At 53.3% G+C, this 22,823-nt stretch carries 25 protein-coding genes and 4 pseudogenes; 27 read left to right on the top strand and 2 right to left on the bottom strand.

The features are described from left to right. Positions 1 to 19 precede the first annotated feature (19 nt). The 4 genes from PACILC2_RS16480 to PACILC2_RS16465 all read left to right on the top strand — a co-directional run bounded on the left by PACILC2_RS16480 (position 20) and on the right by PACILC2_RS16465 (position 2,463). Complete coding sequence (locus tag PACILC2_RS16480) at positions 20 to 601, top strand: DJ-1/PfpI family protein (protein WP_213529590.1); 582 nt, start codon at positions 20 to 22, stop codon at positions 599 to 601. A 12-nt stretch (positions 602 to 613) separates the two neighbouring features. Beyond that, a complete protein-coding gene (locus PACILC2_RS16475) occupies positions 614 to 1,579 on the top strand; it encodes a helix-turn-helix transcriptional regulator (protein WP_213529588.1) in 966 nt (321 codons plus the stop codon). A gap of 90 nt (positions 1,580 to 1,669) precedes the next feature. After that, positions 1,670 to 2,071: a VOC family protein gene (locus PACILC2_RS16470; protein WP_213529586.1), complete on the top strand. Its 402-nt coding sequence runs from the start codon at positions 1,670 to 1,672 to the stop codon at positions 2,069 to 2,071. A gap of 140 nt (positions 2,072 to 2,211) precedes the next feature. Next, complete coding sequence (locus tag PACILC2_RS16465; protein WP_213529584.1) at positions 2,212 to 2,463, top strand: hypothetical protein; 252 nt, start codon at positions 2,212 to 2,214, stop codon at positions 2,461 to 2,463. A 219-nt stretch (positions 2,464 to 2,682) separates the two neighbouring features. Here PACILC2_RS16465 and PACILC2_RS16460 read toward each other — a convergent pair whose 3' ends face one another. After that, positions 2,683 to 3,270, bottom strand: coding sequence for a DUF559 domain-containing protein (locus tag PACILC2_RS16460; RefSeq protein ID WP_372447153.1), 588 nt, complete (start codon positions 3,268 to 3,270; stop codon positions 2,683 to 2,685). 487 nt (positions 3,271 to 3,757) lie between these two features. Between PACILC2_RS16460 and PACILC2_RS16455 the strand changes: the two are divergent. The 19 genes and pseudogenes from PACILC2_RS16455 (at position 3,758) to PACILC2_RS16375 (ending at position 19,905) form a co-directional block, all read left to right on the top strand. After that, a pseudogene (locus PACILC2_RS16455) lies at positions 3,758 to 4,995 on the top strand (MFS transporter). Positions 4,996 to 5,455: 460 nt separating this feature from the next. Continuing rightward, positions 5,456 to 5,902 (top strand): PaaI family thioesterase, encoded by a 447-nt coding sequence (locus PACILC2_RS16450; protein ID WP_062493872.1) that lies wholly within the window; start codon positions 5,456 to 5,458, stop codon positions 5,900 to 5,902. Then, the gene (locus PACILC2_RS16445; RefSeq protein WP_213529580.1) at positions 5,899 to 6,705 is read left to right on the top strand and encodes a VOC family protein; all 807 of its coding nucleotides are present in this window, start codon (positions 5,899 to 5,901) and stop codon (positions 6,703 to 6,705) included. Before PACILC2_RS16450 ends, PACILC2_RS16445 begins: the two co-directional genes overlap by 4 nt. A gap of 48 nt (positions 6,706 to 6,753) precedes the next feature. Continuing rightward, the gene (locus tag PACILC2_RS16440; protein WP_213529572.1) at positions 6,754 to 8,295 is read left to right on the top strand and encodes a class I adenylate-forming enzyme family protein; all 1,542 of its coding nucleotides are present in this window, start codon (positions 6,754 to 6,756) and stop codon (positions 8,293 to 8,295) included. Positions 8,296 to 8,314: 19 nt separating this feature from the next. Then, on the top strand, positions 8,315 to 9,295 hold the full coding sequence (locus PACILC2_RS16435; RefSeq protein ID WP_062493865.1) for a zinc-binding dehydrogenase: 981 nt from the start codon (positions 8,315 to 8,317) through the stop codon (positions 9,293 to 9,295). Positions 9,296 to 9,327: 32 nt separating this feature from the next. Then, the gene (locus PACILC2_RS16430) at positions 9,328 to 10,098 is read left to right on the top strand and encodes an ABC transporter permease (RefSeq protein ID WP_213529570.1); all 771 of its coding nucleotides are present in this window, start codon (positions 9,328 to 9,330) and stop codon (positions 10,096 to 10,098) included. A 45-nt stretch (positions 10,099 to 10,143) separates the two neighbouring features. Next, complete coding sequence (locus PACILC2_RS16425) at positions 10,144 to 10,968, top strand: ABC transporter substrate-binding protein (protein ID WP_244863571.1); 825 nt, start codon at positions 10,144 to 10,146, stop codon at positions 10,966 to 10,968. Next, positions 10,932 to 11,252, top strand: a complete 321-nt coding sequence (locus PACILC2_RS27095) for a hypothetical protein (RefSeq protein ID WP_244863570.1) — start codon at positions 10,932 to 10,934, stop codon at positions 11,250 to 11,252. The genes PACILC2_RS16425 and PACILC2_RS27095 overlap by 37 nt, the downstream gene beginning before the upstream one ends. After that, positions 11,171 to 11,944, top strand: coding sequence for an ABC transporter ATP-binding protein (locus PACILC2_RS16420; protein WP_062493857.1), 774 nt, complete (start codon positions 11,171 to 11,173; stop codon positions 11,942 to 11,944). Before PACILC2_RS27095 ends, PACILC2_RS16420 begins: the two co-directional genes overlap by 82 nt. Positions 11,945 to 11,968: 24 nt before the next feature. Further along, positions 11,969 to 12,499: an alpha/beta fold hydrolase gene (locus PACILC2_RS16415; protein ID WP_213529568.1), complete on the top strand. Its 531-nt coding sequence runs from the start codon at positions 11,969 to 11,971 to the stop codon at positions 12,497 to 12,499. Then, on the top strand, positions 12,480 to 12,770 hold the full coding sequence (locus tag PACILC2_RS16410) for an alpha/beta fold hydrolase (protein WP_213529566.1): 291 nt from the start codon (positions 12,480 to 12,482) through the stop codon (positions 12,768 to 12,770). The genes PACILC2_RS16415 and PACILC2_RS16410 overlap by 20 nt, the downstream gene beginning before the upstream one ends. Next, positions 12,767 to 13,696, top strand: coding sequence for an LLM class flavin-dependent oxidoreductase (locus PACILC2_RS16405; RefSeq protein ID WP_213529564.1), 930 nt, complete (start codon positions 12,767 to 12,769; stop codon positions 13,694 to 13,696). Before PACILC2_RS16410 ends, PACILC2_RS16405 begins: the two co-directional genes overlap by 4 nt. A 73-nt stretch (positions 13,697 to 13,769) precedes the next feature. Further along, on the top strand, positions 13,770 to 13,898 hold the full coding sequence (locus PACILC2_RS28050) for a hypothetical protein (RefSeq protein WP_280515331.1): 129 nt from the start codon (positions 13,770 to 13,772) through the stop codon (positions 13,896 to 13,898). 41 nt (positions 13,899 to 13,939) lie between these two features. Then, a pseudogene (locus PACILC2_RS16400) lies at positions 13,940 to 15,543 on the top strand (gamma-glutamyltransferase family protein). Between the two features lie 323 nt (positions 15,544 to 15,866). Beyond that, positions 15,867 to 16,391 (top strand): GNAT family N-acetyltransferase, encoded by a 525-nt coding sequence (locus PACILC2_RS28780; protein ID WP_307860616.1) that lies wholly within the window; start codon positions 15,867 to 15,869, stop codon positions 16,389 to 16,391. A 234-nt stretch (positions 16,392 to 16,625) separates the two neighbouring features. Then, positions 16,626 to 16,724, top strand: a pseudogene (locus tag PACILC2_RS29765) (DinB family protein); the annotation flags it as partial. Positions 16,725 to 16,956: 232 nt separating this feature from the next. Further along, a complete protein-coding gene (adh, locus tag PACILC2_RS16385; RefSeq protein ID WP_213529560.1) occupies positions 16,957 to 18,477 on the top strand; it encodes an aldehyde dehydrogenase in 1,521 nt (506 codons plus the stop codon). Between the two features lie 19 nt (positions 18,478 to 18,496). Then, complete coding sequence (locus PACILC2_RS16380; protein ID WP_372447152.1) at positions 18,497 to 18,871, top strand: DUF779 domain-containing protein; 375 nt, start codon at positions 18,497 to 18,499, stop codon at positions 18,869 to 18,871. 135 nt (positions 18,872 to 19,006) lie between these two features. After that, positions 19,007 to 19,905: pseudogene (locus PACILC2_RS16375) on the top strand (SDR family oxidoreductase). Between the two features lie 198 nt (positions 19,906 to 20,103). Here PACILC2_RS16375 and PACILC2_RS16370 read toward each other — a convergent pair. Next, positions 20,104 to 21,054, bottom strand: a complete 951-nt coding sequence (locus PACILC2_RS16370) for a beta-ketoacyl-ACP synthase III (protein ID WP_213529554.1) — start codon at positions 21,052 to 21,054, stop codon at positions 20,104 to 20,106. Between the two features lie 254 nt (positions 21,055 to 21,308). Between PACILC2_RS16370 and PACILC2_RS28775 the strand changes: the two genes are divergently transcribed. From PACILC2_RS28775 to PACILC2_RS16355, 4 genes are all read left to right on the top strand, one after another. After that, positions 21,309 to 21,722: a LexA family transcriptional regulator gene (locus tag PACILC2_RS28775; protein WP_307860615.1), complete on the top strand. Its 414-nt coding sequence runs from the start codon at positions 21,309 to 21,311 to the stop codon at positions 21,720 to 21,722. After that, positions 21,719 to 21,988, top strand: a complete 270-nt coding sequence (locus tag PACILC2_RS28770) for a hypothetical protein (protein ID WP_307860614.1) — start codon at positions 21,719 to 21,721, stop codon at positions 21,986 to 21,988. The genes PACILC2_RS28775 and PACILC2_RS28770 overlap by 4 nt, the downstream gene beginning before the upstream one ends. Before the next feature lie 139 nt (positions 21,989 to 22,127). After that, positions 22,128 to 22,670, top strand: coding sequence for a sterol desaturase family protein (locus tag PACILC2_RS16360; protein WP_213529551.1), 543 nt, complete (start codon positions 22,128 to 22,130; stop codon positions 22,668 to 22,670). A 23-nt stretch (positions 22,671 to 22,693) separates the two neighbouring features. Continuing rightward, positions 22,694 to 22,823: patatin-like phospholipase family protein (locus PACILC2_RS16355; protein ID WP_213529614.1), on the top strand; the 130-nt coding region annotated here is incomplete at its 3' end.

Genomic DNA, 22,823 nt, shown 5'->3' with positions numbered 1-22,823 from the left:
TGAATCCAGGGGGGCGCCTATGAGGATTGGTTTCGTCGTCTTTAACGGGATCACGTTTTTAGACTTTATCGGTTTTTATGATGTTGTAAATCGGTTGAATTGGTTTGAAGAGACAAAAGGAACGACGTGGGATATTTGCGGACTTTCGGAAGAAATATCCGATGAATCAGGATTAACGATTAAAGTCAACCGGATTAAGCCCGACCTGTCTGAATATGATTTATTGTTTGTTCCGGGAGGTATGGGAACGCGAAAACTTCGCTTCGATGAGGAATGTATTTCATGGCTGCGGCAAGCCGGTCAAGTCCAATACATCGTGTCCGTTTGTACCGGCTCGCTCTTGCTCGGAGCTGCAGGTTTTTTAAAGAACAAGAAAGCAACCACCCATCCTAATGCTTATGAGCTATTAGAACCGTATTGCAAAGAAGTAGTGAAAGCCCGAATCGTTCGAGATGGGAACGTGATAACGGCGGGAGGCGTTTCAACATCCATCGACCTCGCTTTATATATTGTCGAACTTTTGGTAAACAAAGGAGCGGTTGAGATCATTAAGAAGCAAATCGACTATCCCTATGAAAGGCAAGGGATGATTGAGGTGTAGAGACCGATACCCTTGCCGCGATCGACAAGGGATTTTCGCTACGCCAAGCGCTGGAGGACGGCGGGCAACCTCACGACTCGATCTTCGACGCAAGCCTCACCTTTTTCAATTTTGACAATGGAGGAAAGCGGCCTCGCAGTATGTATCCCGCAGACTCTTTTGGAAGCCGCACAACGGTTTATGCTAATTCACACATACATCCCCATCGCCCCGTTAAGCATGTTTGTCGATTATTTTTGGTATATGGAAGGTTACAACTCTTTTCATACATGGGAACGCACTTTGCCGGACGGCTCTGCCGATGCGATCTTCGTTCTTCAAGACGAATCCGTCCGCTTGCTTGACCGGAGAGCGGGGCAGATGGAACCGGGGCATTCCGTCCTGTGCGGCCCGCATTCGGATTATTATGCCATTGATACGGCCGGTGAAGCTACAGTCATCGGCATTCATTTCAAGCCCGGAGGAGCCCGTCCGTTTTTGAAAGAACCGCTGCAGGAGCTTCTGAACAGTCATGTGCCGTTGGATGCAGTCTGGGGAGCAAAGGCGGGTTCTCTTCGCGAGGAACTGCTGGCAGCCCAGTCTCCGGAAGGAATGTTCCGGGTGATGGAACGCGGATTGTTGTCCTTCGCGTTTAGGCCTTTAACGATCCATCCGGCTGTCCGATACGCGTTGAATAACTTGCCGGGCCGTCATGTCATGGAAGTCGTTGACCGGATCGGACTGAGCCACCGGGTATTCAACCAAATGTTTAAAGAAACGGTCGGCATGACTCCGAAAGTATACAGCCGCATTCTCCGTTTTCAACATGCGCTTGACTGTATCGCACGCAGTGAAAACATCGTCTGGACAGACATTGCCCTCTCTTGCGGTTACTACGATCAAGCTCATTTTATTAAGGACTTTCAGTCTTTTTCCGGCATCAATCCGAGCGATTACCAGGCAGTACCGGGGAGACACCGCAACCATATTGCACTTTAAGCCAAGGTCAAAAATTTACAATATCCGTTCGCGTTTCTTCGTTACAATGATTAACGAGTCTGGAATCTGAATAAACCGGAGGGACAACCCATGAAACAGTTCGCGCCTGTCGGGTATCAAAGCGTAACGCCTTACTTCATCGTAAGCAATGCGGATCAAATGATCGAATTCCTCGTAACCGCGTTTTATGCGGAGGAACTGAACCGTCATACGGATGAAACCGGCACCGTCACTCACGCTGAAGTGCGTATCGGCGATTCGGTCGTTGAAATTTCAGAGGGGAATGACCGTTTTCCGTCTCGCGTCAATACGCTGCATGTATTTGTCGAAAATACGGATGATTGCTTCAAGCGGGCGTTGGACGCCGGTGCCGAAACGCTTTATGAACCATCGGACATGCCGTATGGAGAGCGCAGCGGCGGTATTGTGGACCCGTTCGGCAACCATTGGTATATCGCAACTTTTACCAAAGGGAGCGGTTATTACGAATGAAATGCGCGGAGAGGCACTCGCCCCGCCGGTAGTTGAGGCACACGCTCTCTTTTGAGTCGCGGCTTGCGCGGTGCGGAAGTCCGCGGCCATACTGCGCGATGCGGAAGTCCGCGGCCATACTGCGTGGTGATTGCTTGCGGTTGCTGGGGCTTGATGCTGTTCATGGAGCTTTCGCAGTGATTGCTTGCGGTCATGGAGCTTTCGCAGTGATTGCTTGCATTCATGGAGCTTTTGAAAGGTGCAAAAGTGCAGGAATTTACGCGCAAACCGAGCACTGGCGGAGAAATTCCTGCGATTATACAGTTTTTTTGCTCGCCACCGCCGATATTTTGGTAGTTCAGGGTAAAAATGATGTATTTTCGCAGGAATTTCATCAAAAATCGCCTGGCTAAGGAAAAATGATGTAAAAATGCAGGAATCCTGCAACCATGGTTGCCCGCACCGCGGTGTGGTGCGAACTTCCGCAGCGCAGGTGCGGCCGCGGACCCGCACCGCGCAGTGTGGCCACGGCCCCCGAACGCAGGTGTGACCGCGGACTCCTGCGCCGGGGTTGCCGAACCCCGCACGGCGCACCGCTGCCATTCGCAGCAAAGGCTGCCCAGCTGCGATTCCTATAATCCGTGAAACGCGTTGTGCTGCAGAACGTAACGGACGACATACTTCCCGTCTGCTCCGGTAACAGGAGAGAATACGCCTTTCCCGCAAAGCGATTGCAGGGCACGTACGGACGTGCGATAATTAATACCTAAATGTTTTTCCACATCGATCGGACGCAGCGGACGGGCCAGCGCGTAGGCAAGACGGACGATTTCACGCTCCGCCGCGCTTTTCAAATCGGGAGCGGAAAACTGATAGCGGCTAAGCACCAAGCGCAGAAGCGTGATGCATAGATCGGGACGCTGGGCAACATCGTCGTAAGCAAATGAAATCACTTGAAACCCGATCGCTGACAAAAACGTTTCCCGATTCAGTTCGTTGCAATATTTTTGTCTGTCCATATCGCGGACATGAGGCCCGAATCCTTTAATTTCAATGACCAGCTTTACCGTCGGGGTCAGCCAGACGAAATCGCAAAAATAGGAATGCCCCCGCCAATCCAGCACTTCATATTCCGGGTGCAAATCGTCGAAATTTCCGCGGAGAGGCCACCAAACATTGTGGCAAAACAATTTTTCCGCGGTTTGATGTCCCCGTTCCAAACGGCCTTTTCGTTCTCCTTTCCTTTTCTGTAAATGGTATTGAATCCACTGAGCATGCATGTCCTCGAAATTCATCGCCACGATCACCTCCGGGAAATAAAAAGCGTCCCGGCTCCATATCGAAAATGGATCGGGACGTGCTTCGTCTTTTCCATTATATTGGAAAACTGCCCGCCGGACAACCCGCACAGACGATCTTTTTCTTTAGGCCGGGAAGTTCGGGCCCGTGGGGTGATCCGAGCAGCCCGGCCATGCGGCGAGCAGAGCAGTCCGGGGGCGTGCGGCAATTCGAGCAACCCGGCCATACGGCAACCCGGCCATACGGCAACCCGGCCATACGGCAAGCTGAGCGGTCCGGCTATGCAGCAAGCCGAGCAGCCGCGTTCAATAACGTATAAACCCGGAATTGTATGGAAAAGATGTTCGCAGCCGCAGACGGCGCATGAAATGATGAAACGAATCGGATAAGGGGAGAAGCAGGTTGGATATGTATCGAAATTGGAAAAAGAATCTTACCCTCTTTCTCGCGAGCCAGACGATTTCGCTCTTCGGGTCGTCGCTCGTGCAGTACGCGATTATGTGGTATATCACCTTAAACACGCAGTCGGGCGTTATGATGACGATCTTCATTATTTGCGGCTTTCTGCCGACCTTCTTTCTTTCCCCCTTCGCAGGGGTATGGGCCGACCGCTACAACCGGAAAAGCTTATTATGATATCCGACTCCTTAATTGCCCTCTCGACGCTTATTTTGGCGATGTTGTTTCTTATCGGTTACGATGCGCTGTGGCTGCTCTTTGTCGTCTCCGCGGTCCGCGCGCTCGGGACCGGCGTTCAGACGCCGGCGGTCGGCGCTTTTCTGCCGCAGCTTGTGCCGGGAGACAAGCTGACCAAAGCGAACGCGACATACGGCAGCCTCCAATCGCTCGTCATGCTGGCGTCGCCGATGCTTAGCGGCGCTTTGATGACGATGGCCCCCATCGAAACCATCTTCTTCATCGACGTCGTGACGGCGGCCATTGCGGTGTCGATCCTGCTTCTGTTTTTGAAGGCGCCAGTTCATGCGAAGGCGCTAGACAAGCAAGAGATCAGCTATTTCGACGATATGCGGAAAGGCTTCGCCTATATTAAAAATCACGATTACGTGAAAACATTTTTTCTGTTTGTCGCCATTTTCATGATACTGGCCGCTCCCGTCGCCTTTCTGACGCCGCTGCAAGTGACGCGCAGCTTCGGCAACGATGTCTGGCGTCTGACAGCCATTGAAATCACGTTCTCGATCGGCATGATGGCCGGAGGCGTCATGATGGCTTCGTGGGGCGGCTTCAAAAACAGAGTTTATACGATGGTGCTGGCGAATCTGGCGACGGGCGTCTGTACCTTTGCGCTCGGCATTATCCCGGTGTTCTGGCTATACCTCGTCGTGATGGGGATGATCGGCATTGCCATGCCGGTCTTTAACACGCCGTCTACCGTTTTGCTTCAGGAGAAGGTGGAGGAAAATTATTTGGGCCGGGTATTTGGCGTGTTCGGAATGATCACAAGCAGCATGATGCCGCTCGGCATGCTGGTGTTCGGACCGATAGCCGATGTCATCGAAATCGAATGGCTGCTGATCGGGACCGGTGTCCTGCTTGTTGTCCAAAGCTTGATCATGCTCGGCAACAAAGTGCTCATTAAAGCGGGAAGTCCGCTTCCGCAGGCACAGGCAGAGGCAGAGGAATAAGGGGGGACGAGATCGCCAACATGATCTCCGCGTGGCTATTAAGCTTACGCAACATGCCGCGCAGATCGTGCGGCTCGCTTCCGTAAATGCGAATTTTGCGGACTCCCAGTGCTGCAAAGCGTTTTGCGAGAGATAAGCGGCTTGTCCGTCGTTCTATAACTAACAGGTATCGAATCAGACTGTTGACGGAAAGTGTCGACAGTCTTTATTTATGTATATGGCGAAGGCTGTACGAAATACGGCTCGAAATTTCACGAAAAAACACGTTATTTATCAAAAAATGACGGATTGACTATAAGAAATATTGTGGTATGATTTAAAAGTACTATTCCAATTGGAATTATATTATTAAGCATCTAGCGGCCGACTAGACATACTGGAGGCCCCAATTTAGGTGATCGCGATCACCCGAATTGGGGCCTTATTTTTTTAAGAAAATACCCGGCAGGAGGGGAAAGCAGTGTCTGTTTTGACAAAAGATCAATTATCCGAATTGCTCCTCAAATCCAATTTTCATCGATTTTTAAATATTACGGTGGAAAGCATCTCGGAAAATACGATAACGCTGCGCCTGCCTTTCAAAGAAGAATTTTTGGCGGGGGCAAGCGGAACACATATTCATGGCGGCATCATCGCGTCGCTCATCGACATTGCCGGAGACTTCGTATTTGCCGCGATATTGGGTACGGCACTGCCGACCATCAATATGCGGGTCGATTATTTATCCGCCGGGGGCAGAGAGGATTTGATCGCTTCCGCTCATGTCATTAAACTCGGCCGATCGGTAGGCATCAGCGATATTGTCATCGCCAACCCGGAAGGCAAAACGATCGCCATCGGACGGGGGCTGTACAGTACGGCGGCGGCCGGAAAATCATCTCCTCCGGGCGAGGGGAAACAGGGATGAGCTTCGAATTCGATCATCTCATTCATTACGTTCGCGAGCCGAATGAAGCGATCCGTCTGTTGCGCCAGACCGGACTCCATGCAGTCGAAGGCGGACGGCATGAACAACGGGGGACCTACAATGCCCTGTGTTGCTTCGATTTAAGCTACATCGAGCTGATCGGCGTCTTTGACAAGCAGCTGGCGGATCGGAACCGGACACCTCACAGCTTGCTTCATACGATCGCCAATGCTTCCTGCGCCGAAGGTTTTGTCCGTCTCGCCATTCGGACCAACCGGATCGAAGAGGATGCCGAACGTTACGCGAAACAGGGATTCGAGGTGATCGGGCCGGTGCAGGGCCACCGCAAAAGACCGGACGGCAGCTCCGTTCGATGGCAGCAGCTGTACTTGGCGCATCCGGATCAGCAGTTTCCGCTGCCCTTCCTCATTCAGTGGGAGGAGAACGATGAGGAACGAAGACATGACCTCGCGAAACGGAATGTCATTTCCCCTCATCCGTCAGGTATCGTCGAGCTTTCCTACGTCGCTCTCGCCGTTCGCGATTTCCAAACGGCGGCGGATTGGTCGCGGTGGTTCGGCCTTGCTTTGGGCGACGTCGTGACGGACGAATCCATTCAAGCCGAATGCCGGACGCTGAAGCTGCCCGGCGGGAATCTGAAGTTTTGCAAGCCGGCAGGCGCCGGAATCGTATCCGACGCGCTGGCGGAACGCGGGGAAGGCCCGTTTATGGTCGGTTTATCGGGAGGCTTGAAGCGAGAGGAAGCGCATCTTCTCGGCGGACGTTACCGATTCAACATATAAGGCGCACAAGGAAATGCATACAGATGCAAGGGGAAAGGTGACATTGACATGAAGGCGTCCAATTTCGGATTGCTGATCGATCAGGCTGTCCGGCTCCATCCCGACAAGGCAGCACTCATCTCCGGGGAACAAACTTGGACTTACGCCGAATTGAACGACAGAATGAACAAGGCCGGCAATCTCTTTAAGTCCTTCGGTGTGAAACGAGGAGACCGGGTCGCCGTCTTCTTCGGCAACGACTTGCGTTTTATTGAAATCATATTCGGCATTATGCGAATCGGGGCCATCCCCGTTCCGGTCAATGTCAAGCTCGGCGACGACCATTTGGCTTACATCATACGAGACTGCGGCGCGGACGCGATCGTCTTTCATGCCTCGTTCGAGGAAAAGATATCCCGCCTGTACGAAGCCGGACTGCTGAAGCACTATATCGGGGCGGGCAGCACCTCCTTGTTTCCCGCTCATTCGTATGACGAGCTGCTTGCCGATCAGCCTGCCGGGCTGGCGGTGGCGGAAGTGCGAGCGGAAGACGTATGCTATCTTCCTTATACGTCGGGTTCGACCGGAAAACCGAAGGGCTGCATGCTGACCCACGGAGGGCAGTACTGGATTTCCGAAGCGCTGCGGACGGTGCGCAAAGTCAGCCACGAAGACCGGGCGCTGATTGCGGTGCCGCTGTATCATGCCAATGCGATGGTGAACATCCAGATGAGCTTGCGGGCCGGCGCCTCGATCGTTCTATTGCCGGGTGTCGATCCGAAAAACATTCTGGAATCGGTGCAAACGCAAGGCTGCACGTTTATGACGGGCGTCCCGGCCATGTACCAGATGATTCTGTCCTATTACAAGGAAAATCCTCATTACGATTTGTCTTCGCTGCGGTTCATTCTTTGCGGTTCGTCGGAGGTTCCTCTCGAGCTGGTGCAGGAATTGGAGAGGAATTTGCGCGTGGACATTCTGGAAAGTTACGGATTAACCGAAGGCGGTCCGGTCGTATTCTCCAGTTCCAGAGGCGCGCATAACCGGCAAGGGTCTCCGGGACATCCGCTTCCGGGTTGCCGGGTGCGGGTCGTAGGGGAAGACGGCGAAGATTTGCCGCCGGGCCAGGTGGGAGAGCTTTGGGTGAAAAGCCCGGGGGTCGCCAAAGGATACTGGAACCTTCCGGAAGTCAATGCCAGCCGGTTTACGCCGGACGGTTGGCTCAAGACAGGGGACTTGGTTCGCCTGGACGAGGAAGGATACGCCTATATCGCCGGACGGAAGGATGACATGATCAATATTGGAGGTGAAAAAGCCTACCCGAAAGAAATTCAGAACCTGTTATTGAAGCACCCGAACATCGCAAATGTCTGTGTCATCGCCAAGGCGCATCCGGTTAAAGGTCAGGTTCCTGTCGCTTTCGTCGTTCCGACTGAAGATTCGGAATTATCTGCGAAAGACGTCCAAGACTACTTCTTTCAGCACGGAGCCGCCTATGCGTATCCGCGCGAAGTTTACTTCCTGGACGAGCTGCCGTTGACGGGCACGGGCAAGGTTGACCGGACCAAATTGACAAGCTTGTTGAACGAAAACGATGCAAACGCAAATTGAGAAAGGGGTATCTTCTTCTATGAAAGCAGCTCTGATTGTAGAGAATGGAGATTTGAACAACGTTGTTATCGGCGAATATCCGAAGCCGGAACCGCAAGCGGGAGAAGTGCTCATTCAGGTCAAAGCTTGCGCGCTCAACCATCTTGACATCTTTGTCCGTCGCGGAATTCCGGGCAGACAATTGAAGCTGCCCCATATTTCGGGCGGAGACGTGGTCGGGATTGTCGCCGAGCTGGGAGAGGGCGTCACGGAAGTACAAGTCGGACAAAGGGTGCTCATCGACCCGAAAATCCCGAAATTCGGAGCGTTGGGCGAAGATCTGCAAGGCGGGTTGGCGGAATATGTGAAAGTGCCGGCCGGCAACTGCATTCCTTTGCCGGACGATATTTCCGACGAGGATGCGGCTGCCCTTCCAATCGCCTACGGTACGGCCTTGCGAATGCTCGTTACGCGCGGAAAGCTGCAGGCGGGCGAAACGATACTCATCCTGGGAGCAAGCGGAGGAGTAGGCAATGCGGCCGTGCTCATCGCCAAATCGATAGGCGCCACGGTCATCGCCGCCGCCGGATCGGACGAGAAGCTGGAGAAATTGAAAGCGCTGGGCGCCGACTATTTGATCAACTACAACAAGGTGAACTTTTCCCATGAAACATGGCATATTACCGGCAAACAAGGGGCTGACGTCATCGTCGATTATTCCGGTAAAGAAACCTGGCCGAAAAGCATTCTCGCATGCAAAAAAGGCGGACGCATCCTGACCTGCGGAGCGACGACCGGGTTCGAAGCGGTAACCGACCTCCGCTATGTCTGGAAACGCGAAATTACGATCATCGGCTCCACCAGCTGGGAGCGCAGCGATCTGCTTACGTTGCTCGATTGGGTCAGAAGCGGCAAATTGAAGCCGGTCATCGATCGCGTCCTTCCGCTGGAAGAAGCGCGCGAAGCTCATCGTTTGATGGAACAGCGGGAGATTTTCGGAAAACTGATCCTGAAACCGTAATCGAATCTATCAAAAATCAAGGAGTCGCAAGCATGAGTGAGCGTGGAATATTGTGGAGAATCGTTGCCGGACAAATACTCTTGCTGGTGCTGTTTCTCGGAACGGTAGAGGTTGTGGTTCAAAAGGGCATCGTCGGCAGACTCTACCTCTCTGCGCCGACTCAGGTGGTCCAGGAACTGGTCAAGCTGCTCCAGCAAAGCGAAACATTCCGAAATCTGTATGTCACGCTGTTGGAATTCACGCTGGGGTTTGGCCTGTCGGTCGTCTTGGGATTTGGAATCGGGCTGTTTCTGGTGCTGGTGTCCAGAGCGGAACAATTCTTTAATCCGTTCCTGTCCGCGCTGATGGCCATCCCTAAAGTGACGATCGTTCCGCTGCTGACGTTGTGGCTCGGAATCGGCCTCGTTCATAAAGTGGCGGTCGTGTTCTTGTTCTGCATCTTCCCGATTATTTACAACACCGTAGCGGGCATCAAGCAGACGTCGGAAAATTATCTCAAAGTCGCGCGCGTATTCGAGGCCACATCCTATCAGACCGTCACCAAAGTGATCTTGCCGTCGGCCGTACCTTCGATTTTCGCCGGATTGCGGGTTTCGGCCGGGTCCGGCCTGATCGGCGCTTTGTTCGGGGAGATGCTGGCCTCCAAAGAAGGGCTCGGCAACATGCTGGTCCAATCGACATCGCTTTACGACACGGCCCGGGTCTTTGCGCTCATCACCGTCGTGACCGTCGTTTCGATTCTGATTATCGCGTTTATCAATTTGCTCGAGAAAAAAGTGTTTCTGAGATGGAAATCGTCCTGAGGAACCTTCGGAACGTTAAATTTTGCAGACTGGGTGGTTAATGCCATGAAAAAGAGCGGAAAAACCGGACAAGCCCTCTTGCTTGTCATGCTGCTTTTCGTATTCGCGAGCCTGCTTGCGAGCTGCTCGGGCGGCAAACAAACGACGGCGGCGGAAGGGGCGCAGGAAGACGGGCAGCCGAAGCTGGAACCCGTTAAATATGCCGCGCTGGGCGGGTTAAGCGGTCTGGCTGTGCGCTTTGGCGCCGAGAAAGGCTTTTTTGCCGAAGAAGGCGTCGATATTCAATTTGTGGAGCTGACCGATCAGGTCGCCGGCTTGTCCAGCGGAGACGTCGACATCGCGGATATGCCGACCACGACGGCCATCATCGGAGCGGGCAAGGGTGCGCCGCTCAAAATCGTCTCCTCGATGTTCAGAACGAAAGGTCCGTTTTATCTGATCGGGCAGCCGGAGATCGAGACGATTGCGGACTTGAAAGGGAAGAAGGTCGGCGTCGGCCGGTTCGGAACCGGTCTGGACGTCTATACCCGGTATATCCTGAAGCAAAACGGAGTCGAGCCTGACGACGTCACCTTTATCGCCAACGGCACGATGAACGAAGCGTTCGCCAGTCTGGAATCCAAGCAGGTGGACGCGACCATCATTCACGAACCTTTTGTGTCCTTGTCCGAGAAAAACGGAAAAGCCAAGCTGCTCGCCAAAGGATGGGATTACTTGCCGACTTTCCATACCGGCGTGCTGTCCGCGCGGAACGAGTTTATCGACAAGCATCCGGATCTGGTCGAAAAACGCTGCGCGCCTACTTCAAATCCCAGGACTATGCCAAAAGCAATTTGGACGAATACCTCGACTACGTCGTGCAGCATATGAAAATCGATCGCGATGTGCTGGTAAAAGCGTTCGAACGCGAGGAACCGATCTGGGAAAACAATCCCGACGTCGATGCGGACGCCTTGAAGGATACGCAAGACATACAGTTTGAGCTGGGTTTCCAGGATCAAATCTACGATATAAGCAAAATCGTCGACTTGCGGTTCATCCCGAAAAATAAACGCGCGGTGGTGGTGTGCCTATGGCTGGTTTCTCCATTCGACACGTGTCCAAAGTATACGGCGGAGCGGTTCCGACCGTCGCGCTGGAAGACATCGATTTAACGATTCACGACGGAGAATTTCTGTGCATTTTAGGGCCGAGCGGCTGCGGCAAGAGCACGCTGCTGGAAATGCTGGCGGGACTGCAGCTGCCGACAAGCGGAGAAATTGTTTACGGCGACAAGATCTTGCAGGGGCCGGACAGAAGATTGGGGGTCGTATTCCAGGACCCCTCTTTGTATCCTTGGCGTACGGTGTTTGAAAATGTCGAATTAGGATTGGAAATTCGCGGGGTGAAAAAGGCCGACAGAAAGAACACGGTGCAGAAATATTTGACCATGGTCGGACTGGACGGCTTCGAGCACAAATATCCTCACCAGCTTTCCGGAGGGATGAAGCAGCGTGCCGGACTGGCAAGGGCTTTGGCCAACCGTCCGGACGTCCTGCTGATGGATGAGCCGTTCGGCGCGGTCGATCATCTGACCCGGCTGCAGCTTCAGAACGATCTGCTGAACATTTGGGAGGCGGAGAAGAAAACCGTTGTGTTTGTCACCCATGATGTGAACGAAGCCGTTTTCCTGGGCGACCGGGTCGTTCTCCTGTCTCCGAGACCCGGGAAGTTGAAGCAAATTTTCAACATTTCGCATCAGCGACCGAGGGAACGCGGTGACGCGGGTTTGCTGAAAATTCAAAACGACATTTATGCGGCCATCTACGAAAACAAAAAGCAGGCCGAACCGGAATATCATTTATAGACAGGAAAGGAAGACCGTCGATCGATGACAGCGCAAGCCGGCACTTTTACGCAGAAACAAGTTTCATTGCCTTCCGGCGTTATGGAATATTGGGAATCCGGCCAGGGCAGTCCCGTTTTGTATTTGCACAGCGCGGGAGGCGTAAGTGTAAATACCGCCTTGGAGAAGCTCGCGGAATCGTATCGCGTGCTCATTCCGGTTTTCCCCGGCTTTGATGACACCCCGGTCTTAGAGCATATCCGCTCGATGCAGGATTTGGCCCGCCTGTCCGCGCAGTTCGTCGTTCATGCGCTGGGGGAACAAAGGCAGGTGGACGTGATCGGCCATTCCTTTGGCGGTTGGGTTGCGGCATGGCTTTCGGTGCTGCATCCGGAAATCGTCGGCCGCTTGGTTTTAGAAGCCCCCGCAGGCTTTCGTCCTAACGGCCAGGGCGGTCTCGTCGGCGATCCGGAAACCATTCGGCGGAAAATGTATGCCCATCCGGAACGTGCCGCGCTATCGGAAAACCGGCGTCCGTCAAAAAAGGAACAGGGAAATGGTTCACTTCTACCATGAATTCGTCTCGCTGGACGAGGAGTTGTTGTCGCGATCGGGCGAAATTTCGATGCCGACTCTGATTTTGGCCGGAACGGAGGACGGCATCATTCCGGCAGAAGGCTTGCGGATGCTGAAAGCGAAAATCCGAACCTCTTATCTCTTCTACATTTATGATGCCGCCCATCAGATTGAAGTAGATCAGCCCGAACGGTTCGTTCGCGTGGTGAAAGATTTTTTCACTTATGGAGAACTGTTTCTGATTCCACGGAAAGAAGACGAGCAGATATGAAATTTTTATTCTTCCATTTGATGCCGTATTTGGACGCTAACGATTCACCGACCGGCTGGCCGGCGCCCAATAAACAATTTAATCCCGGACTCGGTCACGAATTGTACGATACGTATTTGAAGGAAATCGTTCTGGCAGAGCAGTGCGGCTTTGACTACCTTGCCGTGAACGAGCATCACATGAGCCCATACAGTCTGATGGCGAACCCGAATCTGATTGCCGGCGCGTTGAGTTACCGGACGCAACATGCGAAACTGGCCGTACTGGGCAACCTGGTCCCGCTGCTCAACCCTGTTCGCGTAGCCGAAGAATATGCTATGCTGGACGTGATGAGCGGCGGACGGCTGATTGCCGGATTGATGCGCGGTATTCCGCATGAGTATATGGCTTACAACATTCCTCCGGACGAATCGTGGGAACGGTTCAAAGAAGCCTGTGATCTCATTGTCAAATGCTGGACCGAACCCGAACCGTTCGCTTGGGAAGGCAAGTATTATCAGTACCGTGCGGTATCGATTTGGCCGCGTCCGATGCAGCAGCCCCATCCCAACATTCTCCTTTCGGGCGGAAGCATCGAATCCGCCAAATACGCGGCCAAAAAACGGGCGATGATCGGCATTATTCGGGTAAAGTCAATCGACGATGCGAAACGGAATATCCAGGCCTATGTGGACACCGCCCGGGCTGAAGGATGGGAACCGACGCCGGAGCATGTTCTCGTCGGTTTTCATGCCTGCATTGCGGAAACGGACAAAAAGGCCCGCGAATTGCTGGAAGCCGGCGAAAACTATTTTACCATGTGTTGTCCAAAGCCCAGCACGAAGCCGGCCAGCTCATCCTGCAAAAATCGAAATATGACAACAGCCGAGACAGTCAGCCGCAAACGGGCCGGTTCAACGAGGCTCAAGCCAAAGCGGGCGAGATGAGCTTTGACGACAGAATTCGCAATCATACTCTGATTTGCGGTTCGCCCGAGACGGTAGTCGAGCAGATCAAGTTTTGCGCAAGGAATTGGGCGCTGGCATATTCAGCCTCAATTTCAAAATCGCCAAAATTCCGCACGAAGATGTGGTCAAAGGGTTGCAATTGTTTCAGGAAAAAGTGCTGCCCCACGTGCGCAATCTCTAGTTTCTCTAGTTTCTCTAATTCATGCAAGGGAGTTGAAGGCCATGAGGAATCACGATTCCCAGTACTACCCGTATCCCTCCCGAAGAACCCCCGTATATGCGAACCGCGGCATGGTCGCCACTTCGCAGCCGCTCGCGGCTCAAGCCGGACTTGCGATATTGCGAAAAGGCGGAAACGCCATCGATGCGGCGATTGCCACGGCCGCCGCTCTAACCGTGGTCGAACCGGGCTCCAACGGGATCGGCGGCGATGCCTTTGCCTTGGTGTGGTACAAGGGCAAACTGCATGGGCTTAATTCGAGCGGCCCCGCTCCCCGCAGCCTCTCGATTGAGGCGCTGAAACGGGCGGGAGTGAACGAAATCCCCAAATACGGCTGGATACCGGTGACGGTTCCGGGCACACCGGCCGCATGGGCCGAGCTTTCCAGACGTTTCGGCAAGCTGCCGCTCACAGAGGTGTTGGCTCCCGCTATCGAGTACGCCGATCGAGGCTATCCGATTTCAGCGGGAAACTACTGGGGACGGGCATACGAAATTTTCAAAACCGAGCTGGTCGGCGAACCGTTTCACGAATGGTTCCATACGTTCACGCATAACGGCAACGTACCGAAGATCGGCGAGTTGTTCCGGTTGCCGGATCATGCCAAAACGCTTAAGTCCATCGCCGAGACGAATGCGGAAGCTTTCTATCGCGGCGAGCTGGCCGAGCGAATCGACCGTTTGTCGCGACAATACGGAGGCTTTTGCGCAAAGAGGATCTGGAAGCGTTCCGGCCGGAATGGGTCGAACCGATCAGCGTCAATTACCGCGGGTATGACATTTGGGAAATCCCTCCGAACGGGCAAGGGCTCGTTACCCTTATCGCGCTGAACATCTTGAAGGGCTTCGACTTTGACGAAAGAGACACGGTAGACACGTATCACAAGCAGCTGGAAGCGATGAAATTGGCGTTTGCGGACGGGCAGAAGTATATCGCCGATCCGGCCCGGTCGCATGTACCGATTCAGGCATTGCTGTCCGACTCTTATGCGGAACAACGGAGACGGCTGATCGGACGCAGCGCCCTGGAGCCCGCGCCGGGCGAGCCCCCGCAAGGAGGGACCGTCTACTTGTGCACGGCCGATGCGGACGGTCATATGGTTTCGTTCATTCAGAGCAATTACATGGGATTCGGTTCGGGACTGGTGGTGCCGGGTACGGGCATCGCGCTGCATAACCGCGGTCACAACTTCTCCCTTGATCCGTCGCACGCCAATCGACTGGAGCCGGGCAAAAAGCCTTACCATACGATCATTCCGGGTTTCATTACCCATAAGGATCGTCCTGTTGGTCCTTTTGGCGTGATGGGCGGGTTCATGCAGCCGCAAGGGCATGTGCAGGTGGTGATGAACCTGCTGGATTTCGGCCTGAATCCGCAGGCCGCTCTTGATGCGCCAAGGTGGCAATGGTTGAAGGGCAAGACGGTGGAGTTCGAGCATCAGACGCCGGCCCATCTCGTGCAAGCGTTGGCTCGCAGAGGCCATGACGCCCAATGGGCGTTGAATTCCACGACGTTCGGACGCGGACAGATCATATGGAGACTGGAGAACGGGGTGCTTGTGGGCGGCACGGAACCCCGGACAGACGGACAGGTCGCCGCGTGGTAAACGCGTTTTGCCCGCAATAGAACGATAACGAGGTGAACTATGATTTCCTCCCTTCCATCCCATCAGCGGATTCAAGAAATCGCTTCGTCGGAAGCCGATTACATGCTTGATCGCATGACAGCCATTCGGAGCAGACCTCATAATCCCGAAGGAATTGAAATCGAGCGGTTCGGAAATGCCTTATGTTTATACAGCAGGACTATGCCATGGGCCACCTTCAATACGGTCAAAGGCATAACAAGCACCGATATCGAATACATAGACCGGATCATCGATTTTACCGCACGAGAGACCGGAAAGCCCAGTTTGAAATCGTCCCCTCGTTGGCAGATCAGCAAGTGCTGCAGCGCTTGTCGGATCGCGGATTTTATCAGTCCGGATTCCATACTTCCCTCTATATCGAACCGACAGAATTCCAAGACGACGACCGGGAACAGATCAGAATTGAAGAGCTTCGGGAAGATCAATTTCATCTCTATGCGACTATTCATTGCAGAGGCACCGGATTATCGGACGACGGAATCCCCTATGTCGCGGCGAATAACGAAGTGTTGTACAACCGGCCCGGCTGGAAGTTTTTTATCGCTTACATGAATGACGAACCGGCGGCGGTGGCGGTCATTTATAGGAAGGATGGCATCGCCTCCTTGACATTTGCCGCAACATTGCCGGAGTTTCGAAATCAGGGATTGCATCAAATGCTGTTGAAAAGAAGAATCGCGGAAGCCGCGCATCGCCATTGCAGACTGGCTGTAAGCCAATGTGCTTTTTTATCGCAAAGTCATCGGAATATGGAACGGATCGGAATGAAAATCGGATACGTCCGAACAACGTGGACCGAAAGATAAGGGAGGCGGAAATGTCCAAATCGACGAACATGCTGTCCATTTTGTGGATGCTTCGGGCGGGCAGACGAATGACGGCCCAACAGCTGGCAGACGAGCTGGAAATCCATATTCATTCCTTGCTGAAGTACGTGCCGTATTTTTTGCTGCCTTATGGCCGCTCGCTGACCGTACTCGAGCCAGACATTCTGATTGACAGATTGGCAAATATTTGCGAAGAGATGGCCGTACATTACCATTCATCATCGCGGCCAAATGACGGTACTGCGGGTGCCCGATATGATGGGCCCGGCCTACGAGGATTGGATCGAGAAGGGCGAGGCGCCGCGCGCTTGAGCCTCAATGAAGCGATGCGCTCATTCACGCGTTTAACCTGCCATAAGGCGGCCGGCGGGATTGCGCCAGTCGCACAACTCGAGCCTTTCTCGCCCTATTTTTAGCGAGCAAATAAGTTCATTATGACGCCTCCTTCTGTTTATGTTCCTGGCATGAAAGCCGGTCCGGGACCATATTTATGGTACAGGCAAAGAATGCTGGCACTATTTTAAAAAACGAAGGAGGTATTTTCATGGTGTACGCGTCACCAGGTCAACCGGGATCGAAAGTTGTATTCAAACACCGGTATGAGAACTATATTGGAGGAAGGTGGGTTCCGCCGATTGACGGGGAATATTTTGAAAACGTCTCCCCGGTGAACAACAGGGTGTTCTGCGAAGTTCCCCGCTCCAATGCGAAAGACATCGAGTTTGCGCTTGATGCTGCGCATGATGCCAAAACGGCCTGGGGCCGCACGTCTCCTGCCGAGCGCGCCAATATTTTGAACAAGATCGCCGACCGCATTGAAGCCAATCTGGAATTGCTGGCCGTCGCCGAGACGTGGGAAAACGGCAAGCCAATTCGCGAAACGCTGAACGCCGATCTGCCGCTCGCGATTGACCATTTCCGCTATTTCGCCGGAGCGGTACGGGCGCAGGAAGGATCGATCAGCATTATCGACGACGATACGGTCGCATACCATTTCCATGAGCCGCTCGGCGTTGTGGGTCAGATTATCCCGTGGAATTTTCCGCTCTTGATGGCTACCTGGAAGCTGGCGCCCGCGTTGGCTGCCGGAAACTGCGTCGTTTTGAAGCCGGCGGAGCAGACGCCGTCCACCATTCTCGTTTTAATGGAGCTGATCGAAGACTTGCTGCCGCCCGGCGTTGTCAACATCGTCAACGGTTTTGGGCTCGAGGCTGGCAAGCCGCTCGCTTCGAGCAGCCGGATCGCGAAGATCGCCTTTACCGGCGAAACGACCACGGGCCGTCTGATCATGCAGTATGCATCGCAAAATTTGATCCCGGTGACCCTGGAACTGGGTGGAAAATCGCCGAACCTTTTCTTTGAAGACGTGCTCCGCGAAGACGATGCTTTCCTGGATAAAGCGCTTGAAGGTTTCGTTATGTTCGCGCTGAACCAGGGTGAAGTGTGTACGTGTCCGTCCCGGGCGTTGATCCAAGAGTCGATTTACGACGAGTTCATGGAACGTGCGCTGAAACGCGTTGCCGCGATTAAACAAGGAAATCCGCTTGATCCGTCGACGATGATCGGAGCGCAAGTGTCGACAGAACAGATGGAAAAAATCCTTAGCTACATCGACATTGGCAAGCAGGAAGGCGCGCAAGTGCTGGCCGGCGGCGCCAAAGCCGAACTGGGTGGCGATATCGCCGATGGGTATTACATTCAGCCGACGGTACTCCTCGGCAACAACAAAATGCGCGTCTTTCAGGAAGAAATATTTGGTCCGGTCGTAGCTGTCACCACGTTCAAGACACAAGAAGAAGCACTGGCGATTGCGAACGATACGCTCTATGGTCTTGGAGCCGGCGTGTGGACCCGAGATGCGAATACGGCTTACCGTGTAGGTCGGCAAATCGAGGCCGGACGTGTCTGGACGAACTGTTATCATGCCTATCCTGCGCACGCAGCATTTGGCGGCTACAAAATGTCCGGCGTCGGCCGCGAGAACCACAAAATGATGCTGGCCCATTACCAGCAAACGAAAAACTTGCTGGTCAGCTACAGTCAGAACGCTCTCGGCTTCTTCTAAAGTGCGGGGCATGAGCAAGATGGATAAGAACCCTGCCGTACCCAAAGTGGTGGCGACCGACGCCGCGCTGGAGCTCATCCGCGTAGTGCGAGCGAAGCATGGTCCGGTCATGTTTCATCAATCCGGTGGCTGTTGCGATGGCAGTTCGCCGATGTGTTATCCGATCGGCGAATTTCTGGTTGGAGACAGCGACGTACTGATGGGCGAGATTGGAGGCGCGCCGTTTTATATGAGCAAGGCGCAATACGAGTACTGGAAATATACCCAGCTCATTATCGATGTTGTGCCCGGCAGAGGCGGAATGTTTTCGCTCGAGGGACCGGAGGGTAAACGGTTTCTGACCCGTTCGCGGGTGTTCACGCAGGAGGAAATGCAAACGCTTGGACTGATGTAGCAGGCAGAAAACATCGATTTCGCTGTAAATAACGGGGCAATCACTTGCGGGGGATGCCGTTCCGTGGCGGCATGTTTGATTTCGGCCGAAAATACAATAGGTTATGACATTGCACTCTCGGAAGGAGAATGAACAATGGCATATCCGATGTATCCTTATATCGGTTGGGAGCAGCAATGCACCAATGTTCCGGTCGTCTTTCCTCCGCAGCATCAGAACCGGCATCCGGGGTTCGAATATTTGATGAATCCCCGGCCGATATCCGACAATCCGGGTTATACGGGAAGCGGGAAGTTGAAAATAAAGTGGCGATCGTGACGGGCGGGGATAGCGGGATCGGGCGGGCAGTGGCCATAGCTTTTGCCAAGGAAGGGGCCGATCTGGTTATTCCGTATCTCGACGAACACCGGGACGCGGCCGAAACGAAGCAAATGATCGGCAAGCTTGGCCGAAGCTGTCTGCCCATTGCTGCGGATTTGAGGGAGGAAGACGCTTGCCGCTACGTTGTCGAGACCACGATTAAAACCTTCGGACGGATCGACATCCTGGTGAATAATCACGGCGTGCAGTTTCATCAGAACAGTATTATGGACATTACGAGAGAACAGCTGATGAATACGTTCCAAACCAATATTATTTCTTTTTTCGATATGACCAAAGCCGCTTTGCCTCATATGTCCGCCGGGAGTTCCATCATCAACACGACTTCGGATACCGCTTTTTCCGGAATGGGGAATATGATCGATTATACGGCGACGAAAGGGGCCATCGTATCGTTTACCCGTTCGTTGTCCCTGTCGCTGGCCAAACACGGAATTCGCGTAAACGCGGTGGCGCCCGGACCGACCTGGACGCCGCTCATCCCGTCCGCCTTTACCGCGGAAGAGGTGAAAACCTTCGGAACGGAAGTGCCGTTGAAACGGCCCGGACAACCATTTGAATTGGCGCCGGCTTACGTGCTGCTGGCTTCCGACGATTCATCCTACATATCAGGTCAAATTATGTTCGTAAACGGGGGCTCGATCGTAACGTGATCGATGCCCGGGCTGAAGTTGAAGTCCCGGTTAGATTATTATAAAGAAGATAAACCGCACATGATTTTTTATGAGGAGGAATAAACTCCGCAGCTGCGCCAGTTGCGAACGGACGGCCTGGAGGTACGAGACGTACCCGCTTTTCACCGGTTCCTGGCGCATTGCGGACATGGCGGCGTATATCCGGAACGAAATGCTTCAGGCTATCCGGATAACCTGAACGCCCCAGGTCAATCCGGCGCCAAAACCGATCAGGATGACAAGGTCCCCGGAACGGAGACGGTTTTGGTCCATCGCTTCCGTGAGCGCGATCGGAATGGAAGCCGCTGAAGTATTGCCGTATTTATCAATGTTTACAAAGAATTTATCGATCGGAATGTTCGCCTTTTCGGCGGCATGCTCGATAATCCGGATATTGGCTTGATGCGGAATGATCAATGCGATGTCATCGATAATCAAGCTCAACTCGGTCAGCGCTTTCCGCAGCAACGTCTCGACAATGCGAACGCCGAACTTGAAAACTTCTCGGCCTTGCATGGAAATGGGACCTGTGACCGGCGCTTGGAGCAGTTCCGCCCCGCCGTCTTCCGAACCCAGCAGGGAAAAGCACGGAAGTGCGCCGGGCCGGGATTGCAGCACGACGGCGCCTGCCCCGTCTCCGAACAGCACGGCGGTGCTCCGGTCCTGCCAGTCGACGAGTTTCGACATCAAGTCTGCGCCGATCACCATGACGTTGTTGTAGGCGCCGGAACGGATCATTTGACTGCCGACCGAGAGGGCATAGACAAAACCCGAGCAGGCGGCCGACAGATCGAATGCAGGCGCGCGGATATCCAGCTTCTGCTTGACCAGCATAGCCGTGGACGGAAAAGCGTAATCCGGCGTCGAAGTCACCACAATAACGAGGTCGATTTCTTCGGGCGACAATCGGGCACGGCTTAAAGCAGCGGCAGCCGCTTTGGCTGCCAGATCGGATGTAGCCATCGGCTCGCCGGCGATATAGCGCTGACGAATGCCTGTTCGCTTGCTGATCCATTCATCGGATGTTTCTAGTGTCTTGGATAAATCATCATTGGTTAACAGGGATGGCGGCACACAAAAGCCCGCCCCTGTAATGGCGACCCCATTCCGATCGAAATTGAAAGACATGACAATCCCTCCATACATTCATAACACACAAAAGACCCAAAAACAAAAAACCAAAAAGACCCAGAAAAAACCTACAGACTGTAATATATCACAGGTCGTTTGAAAAGAAAATATGTTAACCAGGAAGAGGAAGCCGTTTGGCATAGGCCGCATTTCATTCTTGACTTTATGCGATTTCGATGCTACGATACTAATCACAAAAAACCCAAAAACATACATCATCGTTGCGAATGCGAAGGGAAGAAGGTGTTGCCGTGGCGCTTACGAAACGACGTCTCCAGTTTTTGCACAAGTTAATGGATTTATACCAGAAAACGAATTTGCCCATCCATTACGAAGCGTTGGCCAAATCGATCGGCGTCAGCAAATGGACGGCTTATGACATGCTGAAGGAAATCGAAAAGCTGGGCTTTATTTCCCGAAGCTATGAAGTCAATTCGAAAGAAACCGGGAGATCACAGGTGGTGTTCGTTCCGACGTCCAAAGCTTCGGAGCTTTTCAACCAACCTCGAAGCGAAGCGTTCGATCTGACGGATTGGAACAAGACGGTTGCGAACATTTCGAAGCTGCTCAAGGATTTGAAGAACACCGGTCTGAACGAGGCCCTTCGGAAAATGATCGACGAAATTGTAAAAATGAACACACGCATTCATTTTGCGCGTATATGATCGGCTTGCTGCTGGTGTATCTGAAAAAGCTCGGAGGCAAGACCGAGTCTTTGATTCAGCATATCGTCCGCAAGGCGCCGAGCAAAGAGTCGGGCATGACGATGTTTATCGGCACCGTGATGGGAACGGCGATCCAAACGTTGAACGAAGATTTGGGCCATGAGATTACGGAGCTTGTTTCCAAGCTTCTGAAATCGATTTCGGACCTTTCCCGTGAGGAGAAAGATATGCTGGCCGATTTTCTTGAGAGAAGCTTCGCAACGTAAGCCTCTCGTTCGCTTTGTTTTTGGGTCTTTTGTGTGGAATGTATGAAATTTATCGCGAAAGGAGCATACTCGATGTCCCACTATCGCGAATTTTTCCAGCAACCTCATTCGTTTTGTTGCCGGATCGAGCCTGCTTGGCGTGACGCTGACTTGCCTTTATTTTGACGGCTTTGTCACGATTCTTGCGCTCGCCTTGGGCGCGCTTGTTTATGCCGTTGCCGAGTACGTCGTACACCGGTATGTGCTGCATGAGTTTCCCAGGCTGATGCCCACGTTGTACCGGGGACATGTCGAGCATCATAAACATCCGCAGGAGCTGAAATATTTATTCAGTCCGGTTCACTATGACGTTTTGATTTACGCCGTTTACATTCCTCTGGTTTGGCTCATGTTTCGCCAGTTTTCCGTCGTTGTAGCTGTCGTTACCGGCACGCTTCTGTTTCAGCTCTATTATCAATGGATGCATTATGCGGCGCATCGTCCGGTTGTTCCCCGGACAGCCTGGGGGAGGTGGATGAAAAAGAAACATTTGCTGCATCATTTTAAAGACGAATACGCTTGGTACGGCGTGTCTCACCCTGTCCTGGATTATGTGATGGGAACCGACAAGGAACAGGATCGAGCGGCAAGGAAAGCGGGCACGGAAGCGGGAAGTTCGTCGACTGTCCATGACGTAAAGTGAATTTGGTTTAGAGGAGCTTCATCATGGGGAAAGTTGGCCTCGTATTGGGCGGAGGCGCGGTCAGAGGGCTTGCGCATCTCGGTGTGCTAAAGGTGTTTGAAAGACACCGAATCCCCATTGACCGCATCGCGGGTACCAGCATGGGCGGCGCCA

Origin of the sequence: Paenibacillus cisolokensis (assembly GCF_018403665.1) — a bacterium.
In the GTDB taxonomy this organism is placed as follows: Bacteria; Bacillota; Bacilli; order Paenibacillales; family Paenibacillaceae; genus Paenibacillus_AH; species Paenibacillus_AH cisolokensis.
This window is presented reverse-complemented; position numbering and strand designations above follow the sequence as displayed.

Excerpts from the sequence above, each read along its gene's own strand:
- PACILC2_RS16480 (WP_213529590.1), top strand. The coding sequence starts at position 20 with ATGAGGATTGGTTTCGTCGTCTTTAACGGGATCACGTTTTTAGACTTT.
- PACILC2_RS16470 (WP_213529586.1), top strand. The coding sequence starts at position 1,670 with ATGAAACAGTTCGCGCCTGTCGGGTATCAAAGCGTAACGCCTTACTTC.
- PACILC2_RS16445 (WP_213529580.1), top strand. The coding sequence starts at position 5,899 with ATGAGCTTCGAATTCGATCATCTCATTCATTACGTTCGCGAGCCGAAT.
- PACILC2_RS16440 (WP_213529572.1), top strand. The coding sequence starts at position 6,754 with ATGAAGGCGTCCAATTTCGGATTGCTGATCGATCAGGCTGTCCGGCTC.
- PACILC2_RS16435 (WP_062493865.1), top strand. The coding sequence starts at position 8,315 with ATGAAAGCAGCTCTGATTGTAGAGAATGGAGATTTGAACAACGTTGTT.
- PACILC2_RS16430 (WP_213529570.1), top strand. The coding sequence starts at position 9,328 with ATGAGTGAGCGTGGAATATTGTGGAGAATCGTTGCCGGACAAATACTC.
- PACILC2_RS16425 (WP_244863571.1), top strand. The coding sequence starts at position 10,144 with ATGAAAAAGAGCGGAAAAACCGGACAAGCCCTCTTGCTTGTCATGCTG.
- PACILC2_RS16420 (WP_062493857.1), top strand. The coding sequence starts at position 11,171 with ATGGCTGGTTTCTCCATTCGACACGTGTCCAAAGTATACGGCGGAGCG.
- PACILC2_RS16415 (WP_213529568.1), top strand. The coding sequence starts at position 11,969 with ATGACAGCGCAAGCCGGCACTTTTACGCAGAAACAAGTTTCATTGCCT.
- PACILC2_RS16410 (WP_213529566.1), top strand. The coding sequence starts at position 12,480 with ATGGTTCACTTCTACCATGAATTCGTCTCGCTGGACGAGGAGTTGTTG.
- PACILC2_RS16405 (WP_213529564.1), top strand. The coding sequence starts at position 12,767 with ATGAAATTTTTATTCTTCCATTTGATGCCGTATTTGGACGCTAACGAT.
- adh (WP_213529560.1), top strand. The coding sequence starts at position 16,957 with ATGGTGTACGCGTCACCAGGTCAACCGGGATCGAAAGTTGTATTCAAA.
- PACILC2_RS16380 (WP_372447152.1), top strand. The coding sequence starts at position 18,497 with ATGGATAAGAACCCTGCCGTACCCAAAGTGGTGGCGACCGACGCCGCG.
- PACILC2_RS16370 (WP_213529554.1), bottom strand. The coding sequence starts at position 21,054 with ATGTCTTTCAATTTCGATCGGAATGGGGTCGCCATTACAGGGGCGGGC.
- PACILC2_RS28770 (WP_307860614.1), top strand. The coding sequence starts at position 21,719 with ATGATCGGCTTGCTGCTGGTGTATCTGAAAAAGCTCGGAGGCAAGACC.